The following is a 16,574-nucleotide window of genomic DNA, read 5'->3' as shown; positions in this document are numbered from 1 at the left end:
CCCGTCGCAAACGAGCCGAATTGGTCCGGCCTAGAACGCAGGACTACTCGGGATAAGTGCCATTCTCGGGAAAGAAACACGCCGCGCCGTGTGGCTGGCCGCGCAAGCGCGGCAATTCTGCACGGCACTTGGGCTGAACCTTCCAGCAGCGGGGCGCAAAGGGGCAGCCATCGGGGATCGACAGCGGCGAGGGCAATTCGCCCTTGAGCTTGATGCGCTCTTTCTCTGCCCCCGGTTCGGCACGCGGCGTCGCCGAGAGCAGGGCCTTGGTGTAAGGATGGCGTGGCGCGTCAAAGACTTCCGCTTTCGGGCCTTTTTCCACCGCACGGCCAAGGTACATCACGATCACATCGTCAGCCACATGGCGCACCACGCTGAGGTCATGGCTGATGAAGAGATAGGCCAGCTGCAGCCGTTCCTGAAGGTCCAGCAGCAGGTTCAGAATGGCACTCTGGATCGACAGATCGAGCGCCGAGACAGGCTCGTCCAGCACCAGCACTTTGGGGTCCAGCATCAAAGCCCGCGCAATCGCGATCCGCTGGCGTTGCCCGCCGGAGAACATATGCGGATAGCGGTCGAAATGCTCGGGGCGCAACCCGACAAGTTTCAGCATTTCGCGTGCCTTGGCCTCGCGGTCGGCGCGGCTCAGCTTGGTGTTGATCATCAGTGGTTCCATCAGGATCGTGCCGATACGCTGGCGCGGGTTCAGCGATCCGTAGGGGTCTTGGAACACAATCTGCACCGACTGGCGCAGGTCGGCCCAATCCTCGGCGCGAACAGGTTTGCCATCCAGCGTCAGGCTACCTTCGGTCGGGGTTTCGATCATCGCGACCATGCGGGCGAGGGTGGATTTACCACAGCCGCTTTCGCCAACTACGGCCAGCGTCTTGCCGGCATGGACCTCGAAATCCAGTCCCGCGACAGCCTTGAGCACACGGGATTTCTGAAACAGCCCGCCGCCGACGTTGTAGTGCCGTTGCAGACCCGTGGCCTGCATCACCGGAGCGTCACTCATGATGCGATCCTCTCGTTGGCGTTAAGTGGATAAAAGCAGCGCGCATAGCCCATATCGGCACCCAAGGGCGGCGGCGGGGTGCTGCGGCATTTGTCATTGGCGAACTTGCAGCGCGGCGAGAATAGACACCCCGCAGGGCGGTCGAACTGGCCGGGCACTACGCCGGGAATTGTCGGCAGTTTCTTTTCCGTTGCGCGTTCGGGCAGCGCGTCGAGCAGCGCGCCCGTATAGGGGTGGTGCGGGGTGGCGAACAACGCGCCAACCGGCTGCTCTTCAACCTTTTGGCCCGCGTATTGCACGCTCACCCGCTCGGCGGTTTCGGCAACCACGCCCATGTCGTGGGTGATCAGCACCAGCCCCATGCCGGTATCGCGGCGCAGGTCAGCGAGCAGATCAAGGATCTGCGCCTGAATGGTCACGTCGAGCGCGGTTGTAGGCTCATCCGCGATCAGCAGCTTGGGCTTACAGGCGATGGCCATAGCGATCATTACGCGCTGGTTCATTCCGCCCGACAACTGGTGCGGAAAAGCCGAGAGGCGTTTTTCGGGGTCGGGGATGCCGACCTGTTCGAAAAGCTCCACGGCCCGCGCATGGCGTTCCTTGCGGTTAAGGCCGAGGTGAGAACGCAGGGCTTCCTTGATCTGCCAACCGACGGTGAAACAGGGGTTGAGCGAGGACATCGGCTCTTGAAAGATCATCGCCAGATCATTGCCCACAATCTTGCGCCGTGCGCGCGGGGCGATGTTTAATAGGTCATGGCCGTCAAAGCTAAGCTCGTCGGCGGTGACGGTCGCAGTCCACGGCAGCAACCCCATCAGCGCCAGCATTGACACGGATTTGCCCGAGCCGCTTTCACCGACGATGGCAAGGATCTCGCCAGTCTCCATGTCTTGATCAACCGCGTCCACAGCGCGAAACGCACCGGAGGCGGTGGCGAAATCAACGCTCAGGTTTCGGATACGCAAAAGAGGCATCGTTCAGCTCCTTTTCAGCTTGGGGTCAAGCGCGTCGCGCAGCCCGTCGCCCATCAGGTTGATCGCCAGCACGGTGACCAGAATGGCAATGCCGGGGAAGGTGACGACCCACCAGGCCCGCAGAATGAATTCGCGCGCTTCGGCCAGCATGGTGCCCCATTCAGGTGTGGGCGGCTGTGCACCCATCCCCAGAAACCCCAGCGCCGCCGCATCAAGGATTGCGGTGGAAAAGGACAGCGCCCCCTGCACAATGATCGGCGCAAGGCAGTTTGGCAGCACAGTGATAAACATCAGCCGCAGATAGCCCGCGCCCACGACACGCGCCGAGGTGACATAGTCCTTCTGCTTTTCCGACAGCACGCTGGCGCGGGTCAGGCGGACGTAATGCGGTTGCAAGACGATGGCGATGGCGATCATCGCATTGGTCAGGCTGGGCCCGAGGATCGCGACCAGCACCAGCGCCAGCAACAGCGACGGGAAGGCGAGGATGATATCCATGATCCGCATGATGATACTGTCGAGCCATTGTGGCGCAAAACCCGCGATCAGGCCGATCAGAATGCCGCCCGACGCCGCGATGCTGACAACCACAACGCCGACAAAGAACGAATAGCGTGCGCCGACGATCAGACGTGACAGCATATCGCGGCCCAGAGGATCGGTGCCGAGAATGTACTTCCACGAACCACCCTCCTGCCAGAAAGGCGGCACCAGCGTATCGGCGCGGAACTGTGCGGTGGCATCATGCGGGGCGATCCACGGGCCAAACAGGGCCAGAAACGCAAAGGCGGCAAAGATCCACAGCCCGATCACCGCGCCCCGGTTTTCGCGGAAGTAGAACCAGAACTCGCGCAAGCGACCAGGGCGGGCGTGAACCATCTCGGCTTCGGTTGAGAGTGCGTCGTCCATCAGCGTTTCCTGATCTTTGGGTTGATGATGCCATAGAGCATGTCGACTGTGAGGTTCACGACCATGACCATGACCGCGATGAGCAGCAGCCCGCCTTGCACAACAGGATAGTCGCGGCGGAAAATGCTATCGACCATCCACTTGCCGATGCCCGGCCAGCTAAAGATCGTCTCGGTCAGGATCGCGCCTGCAAGCAGGGTGCCAACGCTGAGGCCGATCACGGTAATCACGGGGATCAGCGCATTGCGCAGCGCGTGAATGCCGTTGATCCGGCCCGGAGACATGCCCTTGGCGCGGGCGGTGCGAATGTAATCCTCGCCCAGAACCTCCAGCATTGCTGAGCGGGTTTGCCGCGCGATTACTGCCAGCGGGATGGTTCCGAGCACGATGGTCGGCAGCAGCAGATGCCGCAACGCAGATACCAGCGCACCTTTTTGACCCGACGCGATGCTGTCGATCAGCATAAATCCTGTGGGGTCGGGGAAGTAATAGAGCAGATCAATCCGGCCCGAGACTGGTGTCCAGCCAAGATTGCCCGAAAACACGATGATCAGCAGCAGCGCCCACCAGAAAATCGGCATCGAATAGCCCACAAGGGCGGTCGACATCAGCGCTCGGTCAAAGAATTTGCCACGGTTCACGGCGGCAATCACGCCGGCGGGCAGGCCCAAGGCCATGGCAAAGATCATCGCACAAAGCGACAGTTCCAGCGTGGCGGGGAAGAGCGAAAAGAACTCGTCCCAGACCGGGCGTTTGGTGACAAAGGAGTTCCCCAGATCACCCTGCAAAACACCAGTCAGGTACTCCCAAAACTGCGCATACATCGGACGGTCATAGCCCAGTTGCGCGCTCAATTCGGCATAGCGTTCGTCGCTCATACCGCGCTCGCCCGCCATCACCATGATCGGATCGCCCGGCAACACGCGGATGAACGCGAAGGAAATCAGCGTCACCCCGAGGAAGGTCGGGATAAAGGTCAGCAGGCGGCTTAGGACATAATTCAGCATTTCAGCACCGTCAGTTCCTTGGGAAAACTTGTGAGCGTCGTATAGCCCTCTTCGGTGATCAGCACATCGTCTTCGATGCGCACACCGAAGTTGTCGATCTGATAAAGGCCGGGCTCGTTTGTATAAACCGTGCCCGCAGGCAGGCTCATGTGATTGCCGCGCATGATATAGGGCGCTTCGTGCACCTCGCGGCCCAGCCCGTGGCCGGTTTTGGTGCGGATGCGGACAGCAAAGGGCGAAGCTTCGAGCACGCCTGTGACGGCATCATCAATCTCATGGGCGGTGACACCAGCGCGGGTGATTTCGAGCCCGCGCATATTGGCGGCAAGCACGGTTTCATAAACGGCCCGACCTTCGTCGGTGACGTGATCAAGAAAGACAGTACGGGTGATGTCAGCGGCAAAACCATTCTTGCGCGCCCCGAAATCCAGCAGCAAGGCGTCGCCTGCTTTAACGCGGTAGTCATGCCGCGCGTGCGCATGGGGACGGGCCGAGCCGTCGCCTGCCGCCACAATCGGTGGAAACGCGAGATCGTCAGCCCCTTCGGCAAAGAGCGACTGGATCAACATCTGCTCGATCTCTTTTTCGGTCTGGCCAAGGCGGACACGTTCCAGCGTATGGGTAAGCGCGCGTTCCGAGATGGCAATCGCCTCCAGCATCGCGGCGATATCTTGCGGCGTTTTGATCATCCGCAGGGCGGAGATGGCGCGCTCGGCGTCCTCGATCCGCAGGTCGGCTTGGGCGCGCAGCAAAGCATGGTGGACAAACACCCGCATGACCTGACCTTCGACACCCAGAGAGGTGATGTTCAGATGCGCCAGCAACTGCGCAAAGGCGGCGTCATAGCCATCCTGATCGCGCCAGTCGAAGATTGCGCCGTCAAACCCGACCAGATCCCAGCTTTGCAGTTCCAGATTGGGCACCAGCGCGGCAGCAGGGCCACGGGCAGGGATCACCAGCACAAAGGGGCGCTCGTGGCTCATGAAGGAATGGCCAAGCGCGCGGGTAAAGTTCGGGCCGGGCACCAGAGCGATGGCATCAAGGCCATGGTCGGCAGCTACAGCGGCATAGGCGCTCAGACGGTCAGAGAGGGATGCGGTCACGATGAAATTCCAGCAGAAATAAGAAGGGGCGGCGCATAATGCACCGCCCCGTTTAGGTCAAGAAACGCTTATTGCGTGATACCGACCTGATTGAAGATATGGCCGCCCAGCGGGTGTACCACATAGCCTTCGACCTCGGGACGCATGGTCATATAAACAACCGAATGCGCGATGGTCGCCCAAGGGGCCTGATCCTTGAAGATCGCCTGCGCTTGCTCATAAAGCGGCGCACGCTCGGCCTGCGTTGGCAGAACCTTGGCTTTCTTGGTCAGCTCGTCGAACTCTTCGTTGCACCACTGTGCGCGGTTTGATCCGCCCACGGCGTCGCAGCCCAGAAGAACGGCGAGGAAGTTGTCTGGATCGCCGTTGTCACCTGTCCAACCCAGCAGCACAGCACCGTCGCGGTCCTCGGCCTTTGAACGCTCAAGGTATTCACCCCATTCGTAGGAGACGATTTCCACCTCCACACCGATCTTGGAGAAATCCTCCTGCATCAGCTCGGCCATGCGGCGGGCGTTGGGGTTGTAGGGACGCTGAACCGGCATTGCCCAGATTTTCAGCTTCAGATCGCTGACGCCTTCGGCCTCAAGCATCGCTTTTGCCGCTTCAGGGTCGTGCTTGTCGTCAACTGTGCCCTCGCGGTAGGACCACATGGTCGGCGGGATCGGGTTCTTGGCGATTTCGCCGGAGCCCTGGAATACCACGTCAATGATGCCCTGCTTGTCGATCGCCATGTTCAACGCTTTGCGAACATTGGCGTTATCATAGGGCGCGACCTTGGTGTTGTAGGCCAGATAGCCGACGTTCAGGCCCTCTTGCTCCATCACGGTGATGTCTTCGGCATCCTTCATCGCCTGCACATCGGCAGGGTTTGGATAGGCCATCACGTGACATTCGCCCGCCTGCACTTTTTGGTAACGGACCGAGGCATCCGGCGTGATCGCAAAAATCAGCGCTTCGACCTTGGCCTTGTCACCCCAGTAGTCTTCGTTACGCAGATAGCGGATGACCGCGTCTTTCTGGTAGGCTTGGAACGTGAACGGGCCAGTGCCGATCGGCGCTTGGTTGACCATTTCAGGTGTGCCAGCTTCCATCATCGCGTCGGCGTATTCTTTCGACACGATCGAGGCGAAATCCATTGCCATATTGGCGATGATTGGCGCTTCGGGGCGGGTCAGGCTGAACACAACAGTGTAATCGTCGACTTTTTCAATGCTCTTGATGAGATCGGGCATCGACATCGAGCTGTAGTATTCCCAAGTGCCGCCAGAAACCTGATTGTAGGCGTTCTCGGTATTGCCCTGACGGTCAAAGCTAAAGATCACATCGTCGGCATTGAAATCGCGTGTCGGCGTGAACTGGTCGTTGGAGTGGAATTTCACACCCTGGCGCAGTTTGAAGGTGACGGTCATGCCGTCTTCGGACACGTCCCAGCTTTCGGCCAGACCGGGCTGGGTTTCGGTGGTGCCGACTTTGAATTCCGCCAGACGGTTATAGATCGGATGGCTGGAAGCATCAAAGGTAGTGCCAGAGGTGTAGAGCGCGGGGTCAAAGCCCTCGGGCGAGCCTTCCGAGCAATAGACCAGCGACTGGGCTGAAGCGGCAGATGCGCCCAGCGTCGCCAGCGTAATCGCCGTGGCGAGTTTGTGTTTGAATGACATTCATTCTCTCCTGGTGGTTATTTTGATCGTTTTTTCTCTGCCTTGCCCCGGCAGTTTATTGTTATCGTTCAGATGCCTGAATTCCTGCGACATGCGCAGAGTGAGCAGGCGCCCGTGCCTTAGTTTTAGTTTTGCCCCGCTTAACCGCAATAACGGATAGGTGGCGCACATAGCGCATACCATCAGATTTGCGCGGCGGTGCCAAGCAAAAGATTTTCGCGTAAGAATAAGGGGTTGGAAAAAACATGCGTTGGGTGGTGCCGCAAATTTAAGCGTTTTGGAAACTGGCGCCCGAGAGATTCTACTCCCGACACAAACCAAAAACGGCCCCGTGGTGCAGGGCGCAACCACAGGGCCGTCATTGTTTGGTCGCCGCGCCTTCCCAACGCAGCAGCCAGAGGCCCTTCGGACGAGGGGGCCGAAGGGCGGGGTCCGGCAAGGGTGGCAGCCCCTGCCGGCGCGTGGGGTTTAGGTCGCCTGAGGCTTCAGCGTCCCCACGGTCACGTCGAGCGTCTGCTCGGCACCCTTGCGCAGCACGATCATTTTGGCGGCAGCATCGGGTGTGGTGGTGGCCACGGCGCGGGTCAGATCGCGGATATCCGTGATTTCCTGCCCGTCAAACGACAGGATAATATCGCCTTGCTTGAGACCTGCGGCGGCGGCGGGGCTCTCGGCGCTCACCGCTTCGATGACAGCGCCTTTGGGGGTGTCATAGCCCAGCACATTGGCGATCTCGTCGGTCATCGGGCGAATCTGCACGCCCAGCCAACCGCGTGCAATGGTGCCATCATCGGCCAGATCCGCCACCACAGTCTGCACCAGATCGGAAGGCACGGCAAAGCCGATGCCAACAGACCCGCCACCCGGCGACAGGATCGCGGTGTTCACGCCGACAACCTGACCGTCGTTGTTAAAGAGTGGACCGCCGGAGTTGCCACGGTTGATCGCAGCATCAGTCTGGATGAAATCATCAAACGGACCGGACTGGATATCCCGCGACAGTGCCGAAACGATGCCTGACGTGACAGTACCGCCAAGGCCGAAGGGATTGCCAACTGCGACGACCTCGTCGCCAACCCGCAGCGACTTGGAAGTGCCGAATTCAACGAAAGGCAGGTCTACATCGGCTTCGATCTTGATCAGCGCAAGGTCGGTCAACGGATCAGTACCCACGACCTTGGCATCAAAGCTGCGGCCATCGGCAAGCTTCACGGTCACGGTTTCCGCGCCGGCAACCACGTGGTTGTTGGTCACGATCTGTCCATCACCCGAAATGATAAAGCCCGAGCCCAGCCCCTGCATCGGTGCTTGGGAACCGTGCTGGCCCGGCATCATATCTTCGAATTGGCGGCGCAGTTCCTCGGGCATGCCTTGGGGCAGAGTGCCGTTCATCTGCACAGGCTGGGCCTTGGCTGTGACTTCGATAAAGACCACGGCGGGTGACACGGCCTCAACCAGATCGGCGTAGCCGCCCGCAGGCACGGCAAAGGCTTGTGTTGGCGCAACGCTCAAGGCGGATGTCGACAGCAGTGCGGCGCTCAGCGCGATGGCAGCGGCGCGGGGGGAATTTGTCAGAAAGGTTTTCAACGGAAGGCTCCTCGGGTTTCTGTGTCTGAGGGGAATATGGAGCGCACGGCTTACAGGCGGCTCTGCCGTGCTATACAAATTTGTTAGGTTTGCCCCATCTCGGTCAATTGCGTCTATATAGCGAGAGACACGGCACCCGACCGGAGGAACCGAAGAGATGAAATTGCTGGTCGTCGAGGATGACGCCACCACGGGTGCCTATGTCGCGCGCGGTCTGCGTGAGGAGGGGCATAGCGTCGATCTGGTCGCGGATGGTCGGGACGGGCTGATCGCGGCCACCTCCAACAGCTATGATGTGCTGATCGTGGACCGGATGCTGCCCCAGGTTGACGGGCTGACCCTGATCAAGACGCTGCGCGCTGCGGGCAATACCACGCCAACCCTGTTTCTAACCGCGCTGGGCGATGTCGAGGACCGCATCGCGGGCCTGAACGCCGGAGCGGATGACTATCTGGTGAAACCCTTTATCTTTGGCGAATTGTCGGCGCGTGTCGCCGCGCTGGCCCGACGCCCGCAGGCGTTGGAGGCTGAAACCGTGTTGCGCACTCAGGATTTGGAGGTGAACCTGATCACCCGCCAGGTCACCCGCGCGGGGGTCGAAATCGACCTTTTACCGCGTGAATTTGCACTGCTGGAGCACTTGCTGCGCCGCAAGGGGCGGGTGCAAACCCGCACGATGTTGCTCGAAGCGGTGTGGGACATCAGCTTTGACCCGATGACCAATGTCGTTGAGACCCACATCAGCCGCCTGCGCGCCAAGATCGACCGCCCCTTTGACGAGGCGTTGATCGAGACCGTGCGCGGCGCTGGCTACCGGATCAAGCCATGAGGGCGCGGCTGCGCGGGCTATGGCGCTCGATGCCCCTGCGGCTCGCGATGCTGCTGGTACTGCTTTTCACCGCCGTCAGCCTGCTGAGCCTTGCAGCGAGCTATGCGGTAACGCAATCCTCCTTCGAGGCGGCGATCAGGGCCGATCTGACGCAGGACATGGCAGGCTTTCGCGCCGCGCCAAATGCGCAGGCCGTGGCCCTGTTGGTCGAGGCGGAATCGCGCGAGACTGATCCCAACCGTTTAATCCTCAGCTATGTCGCGCCCAATGGCCGCATCTATGGCAACGGTGCCATCGCGCGGGACGACGAGGGCTGGCACATCGTATCGCTGGATGCTGTCCGGGCAGAATACAGCGGCGCGTATCTATCGCTCACCGACACGCTTTATGGCGGGCTGCTCACTATCGCCCGTAGCCGCGCCGAGATTACCGCGCTTGGCGATGTGTTCCTGAACATCCTTCTGGTCAGTCTGCTGCCCACTGTGTTGGTGGCGCTGGGCGGCGGGCTGATCCTGGCACGACGCTCCAAAAGGCACGTCGAAGTGGTGGGCCGCGCTTTGGACGCGATGACCACTGGTGATTTGGGCGCACGGGTGCAGATCGGGCCGCGCTGGTCGGACGACCTGCGGCAGATCGGTGGCAAGCTCAACCAGATGGCAGGCGCGCAGGAACGTTCAGTCGCGGCGCTGCGGCAGGTTTCGAGTGACATCGCCCATGATCTAAAAACCCCGATCCAGCGGGTGGCGGTGCATCTGGACGATCTTGCCCAGCAGGTTGATGAAGCCTCGGACGCGGGCCAGTTGGTCACAAAAGCGCAAGCCGAGCTCGACGGGATCGCTTCGGTATTCCAGTCGCTGTTGCAACTGGCACAAGTTGAAGCGGGCAGCCCCAAGGCGCGGTTTGTGCCTGTCGATCTGGATGCGCTGTGTCGCACCATGGTCGAAGTGTTCGAGCCTTCGGCGGCAGAGGGCGGGCACACATTGGTATATGACGCACGTGACGCCCGCATGACAGTTTTGGGAGATGGCGCCTTGCTCGGGCAGTTGCTGTCGAACCTGATCGAAAACGCCCTGCGCCACACGCCAGCGGGTAGCACCGTGCGTGTGGCGCTGGAGCAAATCGACGGCTCCCCGCGCCTGAGCGTGACGGACAATGGTGTTGGTATCCCATCGCACGAACGCGCCGCCGTATTGCAGCGGCTTTACCGTCTCGACCGTAGCCGTCACACGGCGGGCAATGGGCTGGGCCTCAGCTTGGTGGAGGCGGTCGCCAAACTGCATAGCGCTGGATTGACGTTGGAAGATGCGGGGCCGGGGCTGCGGGTCGTTGTGGAATTTGACCGCGAACAGGCGCCGCTAGCGCGCCCATCCTGACGCGGGCGCCCTGCGGTAATTTGTTTCAGTGTACGAATGGCGCAGTTGCCCTAAGTTAGGGGGGCGAAGACATTTGGAGACTGCAAGATGTTGGATGGCTTTACTGCCGAGGTGCTGGCGCGGGTGCAATTCGCGTTCACCGTGTCGTTTCACATCATCTTTCCAGCCTTCTCGATCGGCTTGGCGAGCTTTCTGGCCGTGCTTAACGGGTTGTGGCTCTGGACGCGCAACGAGACCTATCACATCCTCTTCAACTACTGGAAAAAGATATTTGCCGTGGCCTTTGGCATGGGCGTCGTCTCGGGGATCGTGATGTCCTATCAGTTCGGCACCAACTGGTCGGTATTCTCTGACAAGGCGGGGCCGGTGGTAGGGCCACTGATGGCCTATGAGGTACTTTCAGCGTTTTTCCTTGAGGCCGGATTTCTGGGGATCATGCTGTTTGGCCGTCGCCGTGTCGGCGACGGGTTGCATATGTTTGCCACGGGTATGGTGGCCTTTGGCACGCTGATGTCGGCCACTTGGATCCTGTCGGTCAACTCGTGGATGCACACGCCTGCTGGCTTTGGCATCAACGAGGTCGGGCAGTTCGTGCCCGAGGACTGGTGGCAGATTGTATTCAACCCGTCATTTCCCTACCGGCTGACCCATATGGTGCTGGCCGCCTATCTGACAACGGCGCTGGTCGTCGGGGCCGTGGGCGCCCGCCATCTGTTGCGCCACCGCGATGATGCACCCGCGCGCAAGATGTTCTCCATGGCGATGTGGATGCTGGTGGTGGTGACGCCATTGCAGATCGCGGCAGGCGATGCCCATGGGCTTAACACGCTGGAACATCAGCCCGCCAAGGTGATGGCAATGGAGGGGCATTACGACAGCCACAAACATGGCGCTCCACTGATCCTGTTCGGCATCCCGAACGCGGAGGAAAAGCGCATCGATTATGCGGTGGAAATTCCCAAATTGTCGTCGCTAATCCTAAAGCACGATCTGAACGCGCCGCTCGCGGGGTTGGATACAATTCCTGACGAAGACGAGCCGCCTGTGATGATCGTGTTCTTTTCGTTCCGGGTGATGATCGCGCTGGGGTTTGCAATGCTCGGCTTGGGCCTTTGGGCCTTGCTGGCGCGGCTGCGCGGGCGGCTTTATGAGGCGAACTGGCTGCACCGCGCCGCAATGGTGATGGGGCCAATGGGCTTTGTCGCGGTGCTGGCGGGGTGGATCACTACCGAAGTCGGGCGGCAGCCCTTTACCGTTTACGGCTTGCTGCGCACCTCTGACAGCCTTGCGCCAATTGCGGCACCGGCAGTGGCGGCCTCGCTGATCGCGTTTATCGTGGTGTATTTCTTCGTCTTTGGGGCGGGGACTTTTTATATCTTACGGATGATGAGCTTTAAGGCCGAGGCCCATGTGCAGGACGATCTGCGCGATGCACCGACCCGCGCCGCCGGAACCACCCCCGCAGCGGAGCAGCATCTGGGCAAAGGCGAAGGCAGGGAGAGCTGATATGTACGGATTTGAACTGTCCTTCATCTGGGCCGGCATCATCGCGCTCTCAGTGTTGATTTATGTCATCCTCGACGGGTTCGACCTTGGGGTGGGGCTGCTGTTTCCGCTGACCAAGGACGAGGGCGAGCGCAATGTCATGATGAATTCGGTCGCGCCGATCTGGGACGGAAACGAGACTTGGCTGGTACTGGGCGGCGGCGGCCTTTTTGCGGTGTTTCCGCTGGCCTATGCTGTGGTCATGCCCGCGCTTTATATGCCGATCATCCTGATGCTGCTGGGGCTGGTGTTTCGCGGCGTGGCGTTTGAATACCGCTGGCGCACCAAGCGGTGGAAACCGATGTGGGATGCCGCGTTCTTTGGTGGGTCGCTGACTGCGAGCCTGTGTCAGGGCATCGCGCTGGGCGCTTTGGTGCAGGGCATCGAGGTTGAAGGACGCGCCTATGGCGGCGGCTGGTGGGACTGGCTAACGCCATTCTCGATCCTGACAGGCGTGGCGGTGACCGTGGGCTATGCGATGCTCGGCGCGACATGGCTGAACATGAAGCTGGAGGGCCGTATTCAGTCGCATATGCGCAGGTTGGCATGGCCGCTCGCTGTAGCTACGATTGCATTTATGGCTGTGGTCAGCCTGTGGACGCCGTTCCAGAATGACGCGTATTTCGGGCGCTGGTTTGCGTGGCCTACAGCGATCTTCAGCGTGCTGGTGCCTGCATTGGTGGCGCTGGCGGTTTTCGGGCTGTTCGTCGGGCTTTCGCGACAGTGGGATGTGACGCCATTTCTGTCGGCACTGGCCCTGTTTGTGCTGGGGTTCATCGGCATCGGAATCAGCTTTTACCCCTATATCGTGCCCTCCAGCCTGACGATTGTCGAGGCCGCGGCACCGGATGAAAGCCTTGCCTTTACGCTGGTCGGCACGCTGGTGCTGTTGCCGATGATCCTTGGCTACACCGCCTATGCCTACTGGGTGTTTCGCGGCAAGATCGACCCTGACGAAGGCTATCACTGATGTCACGCTGGCTGGGTCGTTTCGGGTGGTTTGTGGTGATCTGGATTGCCAGCGTCGCGGCGCTGGGGGTGGTGGCATATGGCATCAGGGCGATGATTTTCTCGGGCTAGGCATGGCACCTGACGTCACACGCTTCGGCTCTTGCCAATTGCGGCGGGCTCTGCCCATTTGACCGCAAATGATCGAAAGGAAGCCCCCGATGCGCGCGATGCAGGTCACCGCCTATGACGAACCCCTGAAAATGCAGGAGCTTGAAATGCCCGTGCCCGGCAAGGGCGAGGTGCTGGTGGAGGTCGAGACCTGCGGGCTTAACTTTGGCGATTTGCTGATTATCAAAGGCACCTATCAGGAAAAGCCGCCGCTGCCCTTTACGCTGGGCATGGAGATGGCGGGCAAGATTGCCGGCTTGGGCGAGGGTGTAACGGGTTTGAGGGTCGGCCAGCGGGTCGCGGCCTATACCGGATTTGACGGGTTGGCCGAATTTGCCACCGTGCCTGCCGAGGTTTGCGTGCCAATCCCCGACGGGATGGGCGCCAAGGACGCCGCCGCGTTTCTGATCGCCTATGGCACCAGCCATGTTGGTCTGGGCTACAAGGCCAACCTCAAAAAAGGCGAGCGGTTGCTGGTGCTGGGTGCGTCTGGCGGGGTCGGGCTGACGGCGGTCGAGTTGGGCAAGCTGATGGGCGCAGAGGTGATCGCCTGTGCCCGCGGTGCCGACAAGCTGGAGGTTTGCCGCGCGGCAGGGGCGGACCATCTGATCAACTCCGAGACTGACGATATCCGCGAGGTGGTCAAGGCACTGGGCGGGGCCGATGTGGTCTATGATCCGGTCGGCGGTGACCAGTTCAAGGCAGCGATGCGCGCCTGTAATCCCGAAGCACGGCTGATCCCGTTGGGTTTTGCCAGTGGCGATATTCCGCAAATTCCGGCGAATATTATTTTGGTGAAGAACCTGACGGTGCTGGGGTTCTATTGGGGTGGCTATGCCAAGCTAAATCCTTCGGTGCTGACCGACAGTTTCAAGACGCTGTTCGACTGGTACGTCGAGGGCAAATTGACGCCCCATGTGAGCCATGTCTTGCCGCTGGATCAGGCCAATGAGGCGCTGGACCTTTTGCGGACGCGCAAGGCGACCGGCAAAGTGGTTGTGCAGGTGAACGGGTAAACGAGAGGCCATTCGGGTGCTTCTTTGCGCTTGGCGGCGGGGGGGAACCTGATAGGCTGCGGCGCAACAGTGACCGAGGAGCGCCACCATGCAAATGTCAGATACCCGCCAGATCGCCGCCAGCCCCGCCGAAGTTTATGCGGCTTTGCTGGACCCCGGTATGTTGCAGAAATGCGTACCGGGCGCGCAGGAAGTGACAGGCTCGGTTGAAGAGGGCTTTCAGGCGACGGTTGTGCAAAAAGTCGGGCCGGTCAAGGCGACCTTCAAGGGTGAGGTGATGCTGAGCGATCTGGTCGAGAATACCTCGCTCAAGATCGACGGCGCGGGCAAGGGCGGGGCTGCGGGCTTTGCCAAGGGCGGTGCCGAGGTGCGGCTGGCCGCAAAAGACGGCGGCACCGAGCTGAGCTATGATGTGGAAGCCAAAGTTGGCGGCAAGCTGGCGCAGTTGGGCAGCCGGATCATTGACGGGTTTGCCAAGAAGATGGCCGACCAGTTTTTCGACAACTTTCAGGCGACTTTGGAAGGCGGCGGTGCCGAAGGCGAGGCCGACGTTGCGGCACCTGAGGAGAAGAAGGGCTGGTTCGGGCGCTCCAAGGGCTGAACGGGTCTGTTCACTCGGGGCTGGCTGCACTAGGTTCCTGCGCAGGATCACTCGGGAGAACCCCATGCCGACCATCGTGGACATCAAGAACCTGCGCAAAGCCTATGATGGCGGGTTCGAGGCGCTCAAGGGCGTAACTCTAGAGATACGCGAGGGCGAAATCCTCGCACTTTTGGGTCCGAACGGCGCGGGGAAAACCACGCTGATTTCGACGGTTTGCGGCATCACGATGCCGACAGATGGCACGGTGACGGTTGGTGGGCATGACACGGTCACCGACTACCGCGCCGCGCGCGCGATGATCGGGTTGGTGCCGCAAGAAATTAACCTCGAACCCTTTGAAAAGGTGATCAATACTGTGCGCTTTTCGCGCGGGTTATTTGGTCGCAAGCCCGATGACGCGGCGCTGGAGAAGGTGCTGCGCCAACTTTCGCTTTGGGACAAGAAAGACAGCCAGATCCGAGCGCTTTCGGGCGGCATGAAACGGCGGGTTCTGATCGCCAAGGCCTTGGCGCATGACCCCCGCGTGCTGTTCTTGGATGAACCCACTGCGGGCGTTGATGTCGAATTGCGCAAGGATATGTGGGAGATTGTTGCCGGGCTGAAAGCCGATGGCGTAACGATCATCCTGACCACCCATTACATCGAAGAGGCCGAAGCCATTGCCGACCGCATCGGCGTGATCGCCAAGGGTGAATTGCTGCTGGTGGAGGATAAGGCCAAGTTGATGGCGCGGATGGGCAAGAAGCAGTTGGAAGTACAACTGACCCAGCCGATTGAGGCCATTCCGGCGGCGTTGCAATCGGACGCGCTAACCTTGTCGAAAGACGGCAGTGCGCTGATTTACAGCTATGATACGCGCGGCGAGCGCACGGGCATCACCAAGCTGCTCGCAGATGTTGCTGCAGCGGGTTTGGTGCTGGCGGATCTGGTGACACGGCAAAGCAGTCTCGAAGATATTTTTGTTGATCTGGTGCACGACGATAACAAATCCGACACCAAATTGGGCGGCGAGGGCGTGGCATGAACTGGACAGCAATCTATTCGATCTTTTCGTTTGAGATGGCGCGGTTTTTCCGCACTATCGCGCAAAGCATCCTGTCACCGGTGCTCAGCACCTCGCTTTATTTCGTGGTCTTTGGGGCCGCGATCGGCAGCCGCATCCAAGAAGTTGAAGGTGTGAGCTATGGTGCGTTCATCGTGCCGGGCCTGATCATGCTGAGCGTTATCACACAGTCGATCTCCAACGCCTCTTTCGGGATCTATTTTCCCAAGTTCATCGGCACGATATTCGAGCTTCTCTCGGCACCGATCAGCTTTATCGAGATCGTCATCGGCTATGTCGGGGCGGCGGCGTTGAAGGCGCTGTTCATCGGGGTCATTATCCTGATCACCGCGTTTTTCTTCGTAGACATTTCAATCGCACATCCCTTTGCGATGGTGGCGTTCTTGGTGCTGACCTGTATCAGTTTTGCGCTGATGGGCTTCATCATCGGCATTTGGGCGGGCAATTTTGAACAGTTGCAGCTGGTGCCTTTGTTGATCGTCACACCCTTGGTTTTCCTCGGCGGTTCGTTCTATTCGATCTCGATGTTACCGCCGGTCTGGCAGACGATTTCGCACTTCAACCCGGTGGTCTATCTGATCTCGGGATTCCGCTGGGCGTTCTTTGGCACGGCTGATGTGCCAATCCTGACCAGCCTCATGGCAATCGGGCTGTTTACAAGCACCTGTTTGGCGGTGATCTGGTGGATATTCCGCACAGGTTGGCGCATCCGGCAGTAATCTGGGGGCGTCGCCTTGTTTGCCCTTCGCCGCCGCTCTACATGGGAAGA

At 60.2% G+C, this 16,574-nt stretch carries 16 protein-coding genes; 9 read left to right on the top strand and 7 right to left on the bottom strand.

Annotated elements, in window-relative coordinates:
• Positions 1-43: 43 nt before the first annotated feature.
• From BM174_RS01895 to BM174_RS01865, 7 genes are all read right to left on the bottom strand, one after another.
• Positions 44-1,015, bottom strand: a complete 972-nt coding sequence (locus BM174_RS01895; protein WP_093922115.1) for an ABC transporter ATP-binding protein — start codon at positions 1,013-1,015, stop codon at positions 44-46.
• Complete coding sequence (locus BM174_RS01890) at positions 1,012-1,989, bottom strand: ABC transporter ATP-binding protein (RefSeq protein WP_093922114.1); 978 nt, start codon at positions 1,987-1,989, stop codon at positions 1,012-1,014. The genes BM174_RS01895 and BM174_RS01890 overlap by 4 nt, the downstream gene beginning before the upstream one ends.
• 3 nt (positions 1,990-1,992) lie before the next feature.
• Positions 1,993-2,898, bottom strand: coding sequence for an ABC transporter permease subunit (locus BM174_RS01885; protein WP_093922113.1), 906 nt, complete (start codon positions 2,896-2,898; stop codon positions 1,993-1,995).
• Positions 2,898-3,905: an ABC transporter permease subunit gene (locus tag BM174_RS01880; RefSeq protein ID WP_093922112.1), complete on the bottom strand. Its 1,008-nt coding sequence runs from the start codon at positions 3,903-3,905 to the stop codon at positions 2,898-2,900. The genes BM174_RS01885 and BM174_RS01880 overlap by 1 nt, the downstream gene beginning before the upstream one ends.
• Positions 3,899-5,008, bottom strand: a complete 1,110-nt coding sequence (locus BM174_RS01875) for a M24 family metallopeptidase (RefSeq protein ID WP_093922111.1) — start codon at positions 5,006-5,008, stop codon at positions 3,899-3,901. Before BM174_RS01875 ends, BM174_RS01880 begins: the two co-directional genes overlap by 7 nt.
• A 68-nt stretch (positions 5,009-5,076) precedes the next feature.
• On the bottom strand, positions 5,077-6,669 hold the full coding sequence (locus BM174_RS01870; protein WP_093922110.1) for an ABC transporter substrate-binding protein: 1,593 nt from the start codon (positions 6,667-6,669) through the stop codon (positions 5,077-5,079).
• A 468-nt stretch (positions 6,670-7,137) separates the two neighbouring features.
• Positions 7,138-8,256 carry a Do family serine endopeptidase gene (locus tag BM174_RS01865; RefSeq protein ID WP_093922109.1) on the bottom strand — a complete coding sequence of 373 codons (1,119 nt, stop codon included), beginning with the start codon at positions 8,254-8,256 and terminating at the stop codon, positions 7,138-7,140.
• 157 nt (positions 8,257-8,413) lie between these two features.
• Between BM174_RS01865 and BM174_RS01860 the strand changes: the two genes are divergently transcribed.
• From BM174_RS01860 to BM174_RS01820, 9 genes are all read left to right on the top strand, one after another.
• Entirely contained in the window at positions 8,414-9,085 is a 672-nt protein-coding gene (locus tag BM174_RS01860) for a winged helix-turn-helix domain-containing protein (protein WP_093922108.1), read from the top strand.
• Positions 9,082-10,458 carry a sensor histidine kinase gene (locus tag BM174_RS01855; protein ID WP_093922107.1) on the top strand — a complete coding sequence of 459 codons (1,377 nt, stop codon included), beginning with the start codon at positions 9,082-9,084 and terminating at the stop codon, positions 10,456-10,458. Before BM174_RS01860 ends, BM174_RS01855 begins: the two co-directional genes overlap by 4 nt.
• A gap of 87 nt (positions 10,459-10,545) precedes the next feature.
• Positions 10,546-11,964 carry a cytochrome ubiquinol oxidase subunit I gene (locus BM174_RS01850; RefSeq protein WP_093922106.1) on the top strand — a complete coding sequence of 473 codons (1,419 nt, stop codon included), beginning with the start codon at positions 10,546-10,548 and terminating at the stop codon, positions 11,962-11,964.
• Position 11,965: 1 nt separating this feature from the next.
• Complete coding sequence (gene cydB / locus BM174_RS01845) at positions 11,966-12,973, top strand: cytochrome d ubiquinol oxidase subunit II (RefSeq protein WP_093922105.1); 1,008 nt, start codon at positions 11,966-11,968, stop codon at positions 12,971-12,973.
• Positions 12,973-13,083 (top strand): DUF2474 family protein, encoded by a 111-nt coding sequence (locus BM174_RS01840; protein ID WP_143092407.1) that lies wholly within the window; start codon positions 12,973-12,975, stop codon positions 13,081-13,083. The genes cydB and BM174_RS01840 overlap by 1 nt, the downstream gene beginning before the upstream one ends.
• An 89-nt stretch (positions 13,084-13,172) precedes the next feature.
• The gene (locus BM174_RS01835; protein ID WP_093922103.1) at positions 13,173-14,138 is read left to right on the top strand and encodes an NADPH:quinone oxidoreductase family protein; all 966 of its coding nucleotides are present in this window, start codon (positions 13,173-13,175) and stop codon (positions 14,136-14,138) included.
• A gap of 88 nt (positions 14,139-14,226) precedes the next feature.
• Positions 14,227-14,739, top strand: coding sequence for an SRPBCC family protein (locus tag BM174_RS01830; RefSeq protein WP_093922102.1), 513 nt, complete (start codon positions 14,227-14,229; stop codon positions 14,737-14,739).
• Between the two features lie 64 nt (positions 14,740-14,803).
• Complete coding sequence (locus BM174_RS01825) at positions 14,804-15,766, top strand: ABC transporter ATP-binding protein (RefSeq protein ID WP_093922101.1); 963 nt, start codon at positions 14,804-14,806, stop codon at positions 15,764-15,766.
• A complete protein-coding gene (locus BM174_RS01820) occupies positions 15,763-16,524 on the top strand; it encodes an ABC transporter permease (RefSeq protein WP_093922100.1) in 762 nt (253 codons plus the stop codon). Before BM174_RS01825 ends, BM174_RS01820 begins: the two co-directional genes overlap by 4 nt.
• Positions 16,525-16,574: the final 50 nt, after the last annotated feature.

The sequence above is a fragment of the Sulfitobacter brevis genome, from assembly GCF_900112755.1.
GTDB lineage: Bacteria > Pseudomonadota > Alphaproteobacteria > Rhodobacterales > Rhodobacteraceae > Sulfitobacter > Sulfitobacter brevis.
This window is presented reverse-complemented; position numbering and strand designations above follow the sequence as displayed.